This is a genomic window from Paenibacillus filicis (assembly GCF_038070315.1).
GTDB lineage: Bacteria > Bacillota > Bacilli > Paenibacillales > NBRC-103111 > Paenibacillus_G > Paenibacillus_G filicis.
Map to the genome: position 1 here is coordinate 1 of NZ_JBBPCC010000007.1, position 13305 is coordinate 13305.

The following is a 13305-nucleotide window of genomic DNA, read 5'->3' on the forward strand; positions in this document are numbered from 1 at the left end:
GGTGAAACTGGGGCTACGGGCGCGACAGGTGAAACAGGAGCTACAGGCGCTACGGGTGGCACCGGAGCTACGGGCGCGACAGGTGAAACAGGAGCTACGGGCGCGACAGGTGAAACAGGAGCTACAGGCGCGACAGGTGAAACTGGGGCTACCGGAGCAACAGGTGAAACAGGAGCCACTGGCGCTACGGGTGGAACCGGAGCCACTGGCGCGACAGGTGAAACTGGGGCTACTGGCGCGACAGGTGAAACCGGAGCTACAGGCGCTACGGGTGGAACCGGAGCTACGGGCGCGACAGGTGAAACAGGAGCTACCGGCGCGACAGGTGAAACAGGAGCTACGGGCGCGACAGGTGAAACAGGAGCCACTGGCGCGACAGGTGAAACAGGGGCGACGGGTGCAACTGGTGAAACTGGAGCTACGGGCGCAACAGGAGCAACAGGAGCAACAGGTGCGCTCGAACCGAATCCTTTCGAGGTATATGTGCAGGCAGATGCCGTAGGAGGAGATGGTTCGCACACCAGTCCCTTTGGCACCATTCAAGAAGGGATTGCAAGTGTGTCTCCGACAGGAACGGTTCACGTACTGGCTGGCACGTATCCAATTACGACCTCCATATCCGTAGCCATCCCTGGGATCACCATCAAAGGATATTCCGGCACGTTAGTCAGCCTGCAAGCGGCAGTGATTCCTTTCGTGGTTACAGGAAATGGAGTGACCATAGACGGATTGACGATAACCAGTGATATTCCGTATGAAGCCGAGTTCATCCAAATCGGAGGATCCAATCATAGTATTATTAACAATGTGATCTATGGACCGCCGCAAACCGGCCCGTCTACAGACTGGGTGATCAACCGCGGATTTGTCAGCCAGGCTGGCAATATGACGAACTTGCTGGTGCGGAACAATATTTTCTATTCGCTCCGGCAGCCTGCTTATCTGAATCCGGGTACGACTGGTTATATTACGGACAATGTGGTCTATAATACGAGAGGGTTTGTGGTAGATTCGGCTATTTTTCAATTTTCTGGAAATTCTTGGGGCAACCCTGCCAATGCTACGGACATTGCATTGTTACTCGGTACGCCTGCGGGATCTCCATATGATCCTATAGCCGATCTGACTGCCAATAACAGCAATGCCGCTATCGATGACCAACGGTAAGAAAAGAGAGTATGATGCAGAAGAGCTGCCCTCGGGCAGCTCTTTATTGTCAGCACGTATGGCCTGTTAAAGGCATTGAACGCTCGCGACGCATACTCGGGTTGCAGACTAGCTGCCGCCCAACGCCTTGCGGACAATAGGCGCGACCTTGGTGCCCAGTAACTCGTTGGCACGCATCACTTCGAGGTGCGGCATCGTACCGACATTCAGATGCAGGAGAAATCGGGTGACGCCCAGATTTTTGCGCAGCAGAAGGATCTTTTCCGCTACATATTCGGGGTCGCCTACATCAAGAGCCCCCCGCAGGCTTCGTGCGGCATCGAAGGTAGAACGGCTGTAGGGCTGCCCCCAGCCGCGTTCCCGGCCGATCACATTCATCTGTGCCTGGGTGGGAGGGAAGAATAGCTCTGCAGCCTCTTCGGAGGTTCTCCGACGAAGCCGTGCGAATGCGTCGCAATGGGCAGCTTGTCGGGATCATGACCGGCGCGTGCAGCGGCTTCCTTATACAATCGGACGAGCGGGGTGAAGCTCTCGGGCATGCCTCCTATGATGGCGAATACGATCGGAAGCCCCAGGGTGCCTGCCCGGATCGCGGATTCGGCATTCCCGCCCGTACCAATCCATACAGGCAGAGGGCTTTGAACCGGGCGGGGATAAATAGCAAGATTGGTAATAGGAGCGCGATGGGACATTTGCATGCAAGCCTCCTTCATCCTCTCCAGTTTACTTGTCATTTTACTATCGTAAGTTATTTTTGTTGGATGCGGTCAAGTAATGGATATTGCGCGGGACGCCTGCGGTGCGGGACTTCTGCCCGGCCGGAGGGATGTGCATGCTGCAGGAGGACTCGGTGAAGAGCGGGGCTGATAGCATACGAGTAGCATGTATCTCATGGATGATCGATTCGTGGCTTCAAACTGACCGAGCCTAGGCAGGAGGTCGATATAAGGCTTATAGCCGTCGGTTGGCAAAGCCCATAATCGTACCGCATCCTGCCTATACGCTGACGCCGCTCCAGTGTGCCGGGTGACAGAGGGCCGGCGGAAGCTTGGTGTACGCATCCCCCTTGGCCGCGTTAAGCTGCGCTTGGGTAAGAAAGATGCTTTCGGTCAGATCGGCACCTCGGAGATCGGCATCGCGGAAGTCCGCCCCGATGAGATCGGCTGCCCTCAGGTCGGCACCCCGAAGGTCCGCCGCAATCAGGTAAGCACCTCGCAAATTAGCTCCTCTCAGGTCCGCGCCCTTCAGCTTGGCACCCATTAGATCAGCGCCACGCCGGTAGGTTTTGCGGCTGCCCGGAGTACCCTTCAACTTGCGGAGCGCTTCATCGCGCACAAGCTCGCTGGTCCGCAGCAGCAGCTCGTTAACTGCTGCCCGATGGGCGGCGATGTCCAAGGCCAGGACCGATTCGGGGCTAAGCCGGGTTAGACGCTCCGTCTCGTCACAGGAGGCGCGGAGCGCATCCAGAATCGGCAGCGCGGGCTTCAGTGTCAGCGCCTCGCTCAAGTACCAGAGCAGCTCGTGCAGCATCCGCATGATAGGAAATACCTCGAACATCTGCATGGCTGTGCCAGGGGCTTGCCGCCAATCAATACCTTGGTAGGTGACCTGGGACACATGCTGGCCTGCTCCGAAGCAGTCGTACACGGTACAGCCGCGGAAGCCTAACGGTCTGAGATGGGTATGTACCCCACAGCGGAAGTCGGCTTGCAGATTATGACAGGGCTGCCCGGCCTGTTTGTCCATCGCGAAGTCAACGGAAGCGGCGAAAGGAAGAGCCACACAGCATAATCCAAAGCAGCTTTCACAATCAGACTGCAGATTCAGCGGAGGCTTGTCCGTATGTTGTTTGGAAAATGGTTGGATGTCTGTCAATTGGGAACCTACTTTCAACACATGGTATTTTTTATACTCATAATACTAATTCTGAACATGATTAACCGTCAATCTTTGCCGTTGTAAAATCACATTTCGGTATTCCACGTGAATTTTTGGTAAATTCATGGTACAGTCTACATACGTCTTTTTTTCTTACTAGGGAAGGATTTCTCCTGAAATCTTTCTTACATCAAATGAACAAAGGAGAAATATGCACCTTGAAGAAAAAGCATCTGGTCACTCTTTCTTTGCTGCTGGCAGCGCTTGCGGCTGAAACTAGCGCCTCGGCAGTGGATGTATCCGGTACGACGATACATATTCAATTTCAGGATCGGCAGCAGTCCGCACAGGTGGATGGTATTACTGTTCCACTCGAGTCTGCGGCTCAAATTGTAGAAGGAAGCTTTTATATCCCGATCCGCTGGCTCGGACAGCAACTGGGCATGGAAGTTGTTTGGCACGAAGAGCGTCGTTCGATCGGCTTGACCACACCTCACGCTTATCTGGAATGGGATCTGGAGCGAGGGACGGGTTCCGTGAATGGGACGACCTCGGCGTTAGCTGACAGCGCTATCGTCCAAGATGGTACGCTTCTTGTCAAGCTCAGCGCGATTGCACCTTATATGGGCGTCAAGTATACCTTTACCCCGCAGCCAAGCCGGGTAGATCTCACTTATGTGTCGCCTACGGATTCGGCTTATCGCGAGTCCGTGTACACAGAGGACACGCAGCCGAACTCGCGGCCTATTACGGTGTTTGCAACAGACAAGGCTTCTTACCGGCTGGGGGAACCGATTCACTATATCGATCTAAGCTACGATCCCGATGCCGAGGGACTGCCGGAATACCGGTGGAAGGGTAAAGAGGACGCTTTCTTTAAGCCGGGTACCTATCCGGTAACCCTGGAGGCGAGGGATCGGCATGGCAACTGGAGCAAGCCGTACACCCGTCTGATCCACGTGACGAACGAGAGCTACCTGAGCGAAGCCGAATTTCCTTGGTATGCGAGCCCCGCAGGTTCGTTGATCCGCAGCCAAACAGAGGCCTGGCAGCAAGCGGCCGAACAGGCCCATCCTCTGACGTCGCTGCTGACACAATCCGCCTATCGTGAACGGGTCGTCAGCGGGGAAAATCCGGCGGTTCGGGAGACCGGATTGTTGAACAAACAAACGGTCCATGGTTATTCGCGTCTCGTCTCACACCATATCAACGAGCTGGGGAAGACAGTAGAGCTCAAGACGCTGGTCTATAACCCGGATACCAGCAAGTCCCGTACCCTGCGGATGACAAGCCAGGGAGAGGCTACGCCAACCTTGCTTCATCGCACAGTGGCCAAGGAGGCCGTGACGGACTTCATGACCCAGCCTAAGGCCGGACAGGAGATTAAGATCGGTCCAGGCAAAACGGTAGCGCTGGACAGCTATAAACTGGAGCCTGGACAAGGTATGGCCAGCTTCAAGGATATCGAGACGGACGGCCCCGTACAGATCGGGATGGTTGCAGCCGAGGAGAATGAATTCGTTCAAGATCTTCAGTTCTACCCCGAACCGGCGCCTTTAACCAAGGAGCAGGAAGATGCGCTCCGTGTGTCAGAAATACGGATGGATGTCATTGAACCGCTGAAGAACTTAAAAAACGTCTCCAAATGGTCTGTTGATCATAAGCCTGTTTCCGATTTGGGAACCTTGTATTCCATTCATTATAACGACCCGCTTCCGACCGCGATAGCGATGCATGTGAAGGATGGCTACGCCGACGGCGTCTTGAAGGTGGATGGGGTTGTCGTTCCGCTGCCGCAAGGCGGTTTAACGGATCATGACGGCGCATTCCTCGTCGTACGGACAACAGGACTGGAATCATCTGTTCATATTGACTGGATGGCCGCTCCCGGCAGCAGCTCGCAGGTCGAGTGGATTCTGTATCCCTTGCAGAAGAAATAACGGTACGATTGAAGGTTGAACGATTTCCAGCGTAAGGCTGAAATAAACGTAGAATAAGCATGTATAGAAAGGACTCATATCTTTATGTTGAAGTTACGTCCATGGCTATTGGCGCTCGGCGCCTTCTGTATCCTTGCGTCACCATCCACACCGCCGGCTGCCGCAGCCGCAGCCGCTCCGGAGGCCACTCAACTGTTGCTTTATCCGGGAGCTTCGTCTGCTTATCTAAACGGCTCCAAGCTGGAAGGCAAGCTTCCACTGATTGAGCGGGGCAAGCACTTCTATCTGCCGGCTGCGGAGCTGACCGAATACTTGGGGCTTCGCGTGGGATGGGATGAGGTCAAGGGAGCCGTGCAAGTGAGCACCCCGAAGGCTTTTCTAGAGTTCTTCCCGGCTGACGAAACACTCGCTGTTAACGGCAAGCTTCAGCCTTGGGGAACGGACGCGCGGTTAGAAGAACAGCGTCTTTATGTAGAGCTGGCCTTTCTCCAGCAATATGTTTCTTACCAGTCGCGAGTGGATGAAGAAGCCCGCCGCGTAGAATTGAATTATATCCGGCCATCCGTCAACCCATTGCTATTTACCAACGATACGATGCCGAATGTCAAGCCTGTCGCCAAGTTCGCGGTGGACCGCGAGTCTTACAGGATAGGCGAGCCGATCCGTTACATGGACTTGAGCTACGATCCGAAGGGAAACAAGCTGCAAGAGGTGAAATGGACCGGCAATGCTGGGGCCATCTTCGTACCAGGGCTCTATAAAGTATCTCTGCAGGTCACGGACAGCCTGGGTCAGGTCAGTGAGACATATTCCCGCAATATTCTGGTCAAGGATATTCCCTATCTGGACGAGTTCGATTATCAGGTGAATTACAAGCCGGTCGGTACTTTTGTGAAGGAAGAGGAAGAGGTGCTGAGGAAGCATCTGCGCGGCATCCCGGACCTGAAGCGGCAGGAAAGCAAGCCCGCAGACCGTCCGCTGCTCGTCAGTGACAGCCCGGAAACCTTCAAGGAGAAGGGCAAGCTGTACAGCGATCAAGTGAAAGGTAAAGCGCGGCTGTATGCGGACCATGTGAACGGAACCGAGCGGAAGATGAAGTTTGCCATTATCGCGCATAACCTGGAGGAGTCCCGCAGCGTCGTGATCAAAACGACCAATCAGGGAGAAGTTTACCCCTCGATCTATGCGAACCTGATCGGCAATGAAGCGACCATCGAATTCCTGCAGGGCGGACAGCCGGAGGAGACGATGTCGCTGAAGCCCGGCGAATCGGCGTATTACCGGACGATGCCGGATTTCTATCCGGGCCAGGGCGTGAATGTGCTGTACGACGTAGAGACGGATGGACTTGTGGAGTTCACCTTCGTCGCGATGGAAGAGAAGGATGGGCTGGAGCAGATAAGCGGTTATCCGAAGCTGCCGTATAGCGGTAATGTTCGCGGGACCTTCACCGGCTCGGAGGTGCTGTGGAGTATAGATGCATCGTCTGTCAAGGAGCCTTCCAGCTTCGCGATCGGCGACGGTACGTCGGATGTGTTTGTCACCGGCACGGATGCTTTCCAGAAGGAAGCTTCGACTAACCTAGGCAATTACGGTGTGGTGTATCATATTCAGATTAAGGCGCCGCCGAAAATGTCCGTACTGATCCTGCCGCGAGGCGGTGTGTTCAAGGGGCCGTTCAAGGTGGACGGCAAAATCGTACAGACGCCGCCTTCTGGCGTTATGATGGATTACCAGGGGTATACGATCATTGCGAGGACCAACGGGACGGAGCCTACGCTGGACTTGGAATTTTCGCCTGCAGCGGGGTCAGCGTTCCCGATTGACGTGATTTTGTATCCGATTAAGTAGATCTGCGCTAAGTTGAACAAATGTATTAGGATGGATTACAGAAGCGTCCCGTCGAGGGGCGCTTTTTTTATGGATAAGGGGACATCAACATCCATAACGATATGAAACGTCAATTGACTGGCATAAGAAGATGTTGAAATTATAAGATTACATAATATATATTATGTAATCTTATAATTGGCTCCATTTAACTTATGCAACTAATTATTAATGTTATTAATAAAAATAAGGAGCGTTCCTTAACTACCCCCACAAGGGCCATTCCTGGGACAAACACCTAATCTCCCGCTCTGGAATAAAGTAAACATGGGCCCTTGCCGCTGCTGGCTGCGCTGCCCAACCATTCGATTGCCGGGAGTGAGCGTAATGAGATGGAATGATTGTGTAGGCCCGTACAAGAGCTATATCAGCCTAGGGGCCAATTGCCAGGTGGCCTATCAGCTAAGCAGACTGGGCTTGCGCCAAGCTTCCGGCCCACTCGATTGGTTTACGTCCGAATCCGTTCCCGGGCTTGTCCGGCTGCTGCAGCACCGGTTCAAGGGTCTGATGACCTTCCGCAACATGCGGGTGGTGGACCGTATAGGGGAGAACTTCGTAGTGGAGGACCCTGTATACGATATCATTTCCTATCACGACTTTCCCGTCTATCAGCAGAACTGGTGGGATGCTTACCCGGCATTCAAGCAGAAGCTGGAGCGCAGGGTCAACCGCTTCTGGCAGACCCTTCAACATAAACCAATCCTGTTTATCCGCACGGAAACGACGATCGAAGAAGCGCAGCAGATCAAAGCGGCTTTAAATACCCTCATGCATGGGGGCTTCCGATTGCTGATCGTGAATAGCCATACTTATCCAAACTCCGAGATCGTAGATGAGGAGTGGGCACTCAAGGATGTCTGCTGTGTAACGGTTCCCCGCGGCCACGACTGGAGAGGGTCGGATGGGGCCTGGAACCGCGTGATGAGCGGCTTCACCGTGCAAAAAAGCCAGGCAATGTCTGCCTGGCACAATGCTCCATAGAGCGGATTATGAGCTTCGTTGTTAGGACTTCGGGATGTTGCTCAACACCCAAGGTCCTATTCGTTTACCCGAATCATTGAGGATGGGCAGATGCTTCTGCCCAGGCACAATTTCGACATGGGATTGCGGGAGCACTTGCATGGCCTGCATAAGCTACGACTTTGGGCGGATCCATAATCTCATCGTCCTCACCGATCCACAGTCCGAATGGTTTGTCTAATCTGGACACCTCCTGCGAAGGCTTGGCGGGATTCAAAGCCAGTGACATATTAACGCTATTGTATTGAACCAACCCTATGCTAGAATTCAGCTGTTCTGGCGAGTAGTTATAGCGGACACCTACCGCATGACCCTTGAGCAACCCCCCGGTAATGGCATGGGCGACAAATGCCTTCATGCAAACTGTCGCAAAATTCCCGTTTCCTTCCCGCATCGTATCCGATCTGGGACCAAAATCCGGTGCGACGAACAGATAACCGTTCACACTCTCATGGTGCGGATAGTTCGCATAATTCACCACCAGACCGGCTCCAGCGGAATGACCGCCCAGAAAGACAGGTACAGAAGGGAACTGCTGGTGTGCAGCCTGGACGATGCTGGTGACATCCTCGTAGACCTGTCGATGCTAGGGGCATCTCCCCGGGGGCCGCCCGACATTCCATGTCCCCGTATATCCGGCAAATAAGTAGCGATACCGTAGGCTTGGCTCAGTTCTTCGCCAATCGGCTGGTAGCCTGCCGCGCTATTGGCTCCCGAGCCGTGATAGAAGATCACGACGGCTTTGGGATTAGCAGGTGTATAGGCCCGGTAGGCGAGACGGACATGATCGCCGGACTCGACAAACTGGACATGCTCATCCTTGGGCTGCTTCCCAGGGTCCGACTGAACCCCGTCCGATGTGACATCGGATACGATACGGTCAGGAAATTGACAGGTGGAAAGCGGAGTTGCCGCATACGCGATCGTGCCTGCCAGCACGATAAGCACGATCGAAAGGACGATGATCAGCAATCGTTTCCCTATTTTTTTCATCGCAAACCGAACCACGCTTTTGCTTCCTGACTGTTAAGCCTCCAGATCACCAGAATAGGCAGCAAGATGCCCAGCAAAAATCCGTAGCTGTGCCAGACGGTGAATTCGACGACCCGCAGGACGATCAGAAGTACAGCCAGAACGATAACACTCTGTCTCCGGGCGGGATGCGGGGTGCTCAGCCGGGCTGCCACCCAGACAGAGGCAATGCCGAAAAGTATCATCGCCAGCGAGATGATTTTTTTCTCCATGCCTTCGGCACCTAGTGAAACGATACCGTTAAATACATGAATAGCCGCAGCGATATAGAGGAGGATTTGGATCGTTGAGATCACTACGGGTTTTTTGGAGCTTGCCTGCAACTCTTGGTTCATCGAATTTCCTCCTTCAAGGGTTGATCAGACTGAGATTATTCAGTAGTCAGCGTAGCCTCGGCTTCTGCGCACCAGTGCAGCACCGTTTCCGCAAAATCCATGCCATAGCGCTTGACCAGCGCCGGACCGTCCAGTGAAGCAGCAGCCTCCTGATCCTCCCAGGTCATGCCCGGCTGGACGGCTTGAATGGCGGATAGGAACCACTCGAAGCTGGCACGCCTCTCCCGGATCAGCGGCAGGAGCAGCTCCGGGCCTTCCTGACTGGCGAATAAAAACTTGACCATATTTTCATCTCGGATTTGCAGCGGGGCAGAGGGGGCGGACAACCACTTGCGCAATGCCCGGCGTCCCATCTCCGTAAGCTGCCACTGCTGCCGCGACCTCGGCCCCTCGGCTCCTCTCGGCGCTTCGATCAGTTCAAGCGCCTCCAGAACCTTTAATTGCGGATACAATTGTCCATCGCTGATTCCCCAGAAAAAGGACAGCGATCGTTTGGCAGCCTCCCGAATTTCATAGCCGCTCCGGGGCTGCAAGGATAGAAAGCCCAGAATCGTCCAGGCGGTTGGCGTTAGCTCCATGTTCCCTTCATCGACAAGGGCTGACAGCGGCTGATTATCCTCAGAATCTAGGCTGGTTCGACTCATGTTGAACTCAATTCCTCCTTAATAATATCTCTTCCAGATATATAAATGCCTCTACCAGATATATTAGTGTAACCCATTCAACTTGTCAAAATACAATAATAACCTACATCTATCGTCATCTTGCTCCATTCGGAGGGCAATTAAACGATTGCAAGCAAAATAGACGCATCCGTTTCATTTACGGTGCGTCCGGTCCTGCTTATAACCATTAATCCGCGATCCATGCAAAGGTGGACATCGACTCGATCCGGTCCGGCTGCTCAGCGTAATCCTGCAGCAAACCTATCTGGGAATGAATCCAGGCTTTCATTCTTGCCGGAATTTCACCCAGCTGCTCCAGTTCCGATTGATAATCGGAAATGACCATATCGACTTCCCAGCCGCCGTCCTGCAGCGCCGATGAATCGATCGACGCCTCCTTCACAGAACGCCAGCCCGCTTGCTCCGCCAGTCTTCGGATGTCATCGGGGGTGAAGAGAGTCCGGATATTGGAGAGACTGCTGGTCTTGTAGCATTCATACTGCGCCTGAATCGATGCTGCCAGGAAATGAGGAAACTGTCCAATCGTCCGGATGCGGGGGTCCCATTCGGCGATACATAGTTGAGTGCCCCAGGGACGCACCCTCTGCAAAATGGCCGACAGCACCTCGAAGGACGGCAGATACCAGGAGCAGTGCGAGAGGACGATTTTATCGAAGGCGCGATCCGGGAAGCTGACTTCCGATGACAAAATGTCCGTTTCAAACTCAATCCGGATCTGCTTGCCTAGGCTCGATTGCTGCAGCCGCGCTGTCGCCTCGCCCAGCGTCATGGGGGCTCCATAATGAGGGGAGGCGATATCAATTCCATGGACGTGTCCTTCCTCACCGACCATATAGGCCGATACAGCGGTCGTATCGCCCTGGCCACAACCGATTTCGAGAATTCGTTCTCCTGATTGTATACCCCAGAACTCAGCCAGCTCGATCCGGTGGGCGGTCTGGACTCTTTGGATACTTCCTGGCGCCTGGTCTGCCCCTATACGGGCCAGAATGGATTCCAACCTGTCATTGTTCAATACGTTCAATCCCTTCCTCGCAACAAATATCTCGGTATATCCTTCCACACCGCTCAGCTTTTTCCTTCTGGTTGGAACTGACTAACAAATCTATACGATTGCTGGCGGATGAAGGGTTCCAAAAAGTATAAATTTTTTTCAATAGGTCATCTTCCTGGCTTATGGAGGGCGAATCCGAATCTTTATAATAGCACATGAGAGCAACACAAATCGCAGACATGTGAGGAGAACGCTAACATGAGCACAACCTTTCCGTACGGCTCCGTCCTCAAAGTACAGAGGGAATTTTCACTGGATGATATCCGCACCAAATTAAATGAAATGAAGCGCTGTGGGATGAACTATGTGGTTATCTGGCCAGCCTTGTTCTGGTGGGAGAACAAAGCGCATGCCAATTACCCGTTCCAGACCGGGATTGAAATTCTGAAGCATGCCGAAGAGATCGGCATGAAGGTCATCATGGAACTGGCTGGTCAGATTACGGCGCTCGAATACGCACCAGACTTCATCATGCGGGAAGAGTATTATGCCAAGAAAGCCAACGGCACCGTGGATAACGATAAAATCATCTTCGATTACCTGAACTACAATCACCCTGAAGTGAAGCAGATGGTCAGAAAGCATTATACGGCCGCAGCCAAGGCATACAAGGGCTACAGCGCTCTGTATGGATACGATATTCTCAACGAAACGATGTTTACCTCCTACGACCGCTATACGCTGCAGTTGTTCCGGGAATGGCTGGAGGAGAAGTACCTGACGATCGAGCGGCTGAATGAAGTGTGGGATCGTTCGTACTACGACTGGAATCAGATCGAATTTACGTACTGGCTCTGGGCCAGCGTGATGCCGTTCGTCGACTGGCAGCAATTCCGCAAGACCAATATGGGGATGATCCTGAACGAGTGGAAGGGCTATATCAAGGCGGTTGACCCGGATTGCCCGACGATCGCGGACAATATCAACTCGATGATTGCGACCGATAACTTCTACGGCAGACCGCATGATGATTGGAACATCGCCGAGAATGTAGACGAATACGGCATTTCCTTCTATCCGAAGGAAAACCTGCAGGGCCAGCCGCATTACAAGCGCTGGGAGACGTTCGTCGGCGTTCATTCGGCGACGAAAACAGGCCGGTTCTGGATCTCGGAGCTGCAAAGCCATCACCGCAATATGTTCAATCCGAACAGCATCGTCTATCCGTACGAGCTGAAGTGGTGGAGCTGGGAAGCCATCTCCCACGGAGCGAAAGGCCTGATTTACTGGAAGTGGGACCCGTTCATCAAGGGGGTCCAGACAGCCGGTCGCGGGCTGGTCGATCCACAGGGTGGCTTCACGCCGCGGGCTGATGCGGCTGCCGAAATTGCGGCTATCCTGGATCAATACAGCCATGAGTTTACGACCTACGACCCCGAGCAGCCGCGGGTAGCGATTCTGTACGATAAATTGACGCATGATTTCACCAAAGCGTTCACCCAGAGCGTGCCGCATGAGGCGAATATTTACATCGACTCGCTCGCCGGATTATACGAATGCCTGTGGGAGCTGAATATTCCGGTCAAATTCATCACGCCGGATGATGTCAAGAGCGGCAAGGAGAAGGAATTTCAAACACTGTTCCTGACGAACCAATTAGCAATAGGTCCTGAACTGGCCGAAGCGATCAGGCAGTTCGCAGCGCAAGGCGGTACGGTGATCGCCGACGGTAAGTTCGGTGAGATTCGCGAGGACGGGCTGCTGAACGAGCAATTGCCCGGAGGCGCTTTAAACGAGCAACTCGGCTATCAGTTGATCGATATCGATCCGCTGGGGCTGGGCATAAACGTAGAGCGCGAAGCTAACGGAGAAACTCTCCATTTCCCGGGATTTTTCGAACGGAAGCTGCTGCACGTTGATGGCGATAAAGCCGAAGTATGGGGGGCCTACGCTGACAACCATGCGGGCGTGCTCGTGTCACCGGTCGGTGAGGGCCGTATTGTGTACATCTCCTCGATGGTCTGGTACGGCTACAACAAGAAACCGGATGCTCGTGTGCTGGACTGGGTCCGGCTGCTGGACGAGAAGTACGAGCTGGCGCTTCATAAGGCCGAAGACGCGCGCCTTAGATTGTGCACATTGAGAGGCGAGGACGGACTGCTGCTTTTTGTCTTCAACTATACGGGCGAAGCGATCAGCTCGCTGATCCGGTTGAACGGCATCGGCTCAAGTGCGGAGTCACTAGTGCGTGTCACGGACGGACGCAGCATAGCTATCGAGCAGAATCAGGATCAGGTCGCCTTCACAGACGCCATTCAAAGCAAGGAAGTCGCCATCTATAAGCTGGCATGGAGGGGGTAACC

Annotated in this window: 9 protein-coding genes and 2 pseudogenes; 5 read left to right on the forward strand and 6 right to left on the reverse strand. The window is 53.8% G+C overall.

The window, feature by feature from the left end:
• Window positions 1–1167: right-handed parallel beta-helix repeat-containing protein (locus WMW72_RS12350; protein ID WP_341415785.1), on the forward strand; the 1167-nt coding region annotated here is incomplete at its 5' end.
• A 108-nt stretch (window positions 1168–1275) separates the two neighbouring features.
• Here the strand turns inward: WMW72_RS12350 and WMW72_RS12355 are convergent.
• Window positions 1276–1862: pseudogene (locus WMW72_RS12355) on the reverse strand (LLM class flavin-dependent oxidoreductase); the annotation flags it as partial.
• Window positions 1863–2163: 301 nt separating this feature from the next.
• Window positions 2164–2949, reverse strand: coding sequence for a pentapeptide repeat-containing protein (locus WMW72_RS12360; RefSeq protein ID WP_423227542.1), 786 nt, complete (start codon window positions 2947–2949; stop codon window positions 2164–2166).
• A 314-nt stretch (window positions 2950–3263) separates the two neighbouring features.
• Between WMW72_RS12360 and WMW72_RS12365 the strand changes: the two genes are divergently transcribed.
• The 3 genes from WMW72_RS12365 (at window position 3264) to WMW72_RS12375 (ending at window position 7856) form a co-directional block, all read left to right on the forward strand.
• Entirely contained in the window at window positions 3264–4985 is a 1722-nt protein-coding gene (locus tag WMW72_RS12365; protein WP_341415787.1) for a stalk domain-containing protein, read from the forward strand.
• Between the two features lie 84 nt (window positions 4986–5069).
• Window positions 5070–6836 (forward strand): stalk domain-containing protein, encoded by a 1767-nt coding sequence (locus WMW72_RS12370; RefSeq protein ID WP_341415789.1) that lies wholly within the window; start codon window positions 5070–5072, stop codon window positions 6834–6836.
• A 366-nt stretch (window positions 6837–7202) separates the two neighbouring features.
• Window positions 7203–7856 carry a DUF1796 family putative cysteine peptidase gene (locus WMW72_RS12375; protein ID WP_341415790.1) on the forward strand — a complete coding sequence of 218 codons (654 nt, stop codon included), beginning with the start codon at window positions 7203–7205 and terminating at the stop codon, window positions 7854–7856.
• Window positions 7857–7929: 73 nt separating this feature from the next.
• On the opposite strand, the pseudogene WMW72_RS35580 reads toward WMW72_RS12375, so the two are convergent.
• The 4 genes and pseudogenes from WMW72_RS35580 to WMW72_RS12400 form a co-directional block, all read right to left on the reverse strand.
• A pseudogene (locus WMW72_RS35580) lies at window positions 7930–8888 on the reverse strand (alpha/beta hydrolase).
• A complete protein-coding gene (locus WMW72_RS12390; protein WP_341415792.1) occupies window positions 8885–9262 on the reverse strand; it encodes a hypothetical protein in 378 nt (125 codons plus the stop codon). The pseudogene WMW72_RS35580 and the gene WMW72_RS12390 overlap by 4 nt, the downstream one beginning before the upstream one ends.
• 35 nt (window positions 9263–9297) lie before the next feature.
• Window positions 9298–9906, reverse strand: coding sequence for a PadR family transcriptional regulator (locus WMW72_RS12395; protein ID WP_341415793.1), 609 nt, complete (start codon window positions 9904–9906; stop codon window positions 9298–9300).
• 208 nt (window positions 9907–10114) lie between these two features.
• Window positions 10115–10963 carry a class I SAM-dependent methyltransferase gene (locus tag WMW72_RS12400; protein ID WP_341415794.1) on the reverse strand — a complete coding sequence of 283 codons (849 nt, stop codon included), beginning with the start codon at window positions 10961–10963 and terminating at the stop codon, window positions 10115–10117.
• Between the two features lie 237 nt (window positions 10964–11200).
• On the opposite strand from WMW72_RS12400, the gene WMW72_RS12405 reads away from it, so the two are divergent.
• Window positions 11201–13303, forward strand: coding sequence for a beta-galactosidase (locus WMW72_RS12405; RefSeq protein ID WP_341415795.1), 2103 nt, complete (start codon window positions 11201–11203; stop codon window positions 13301–13303).
• The last annotated feature ends 2 nt before the right edge of the window (window positions 13304–13305 follow it).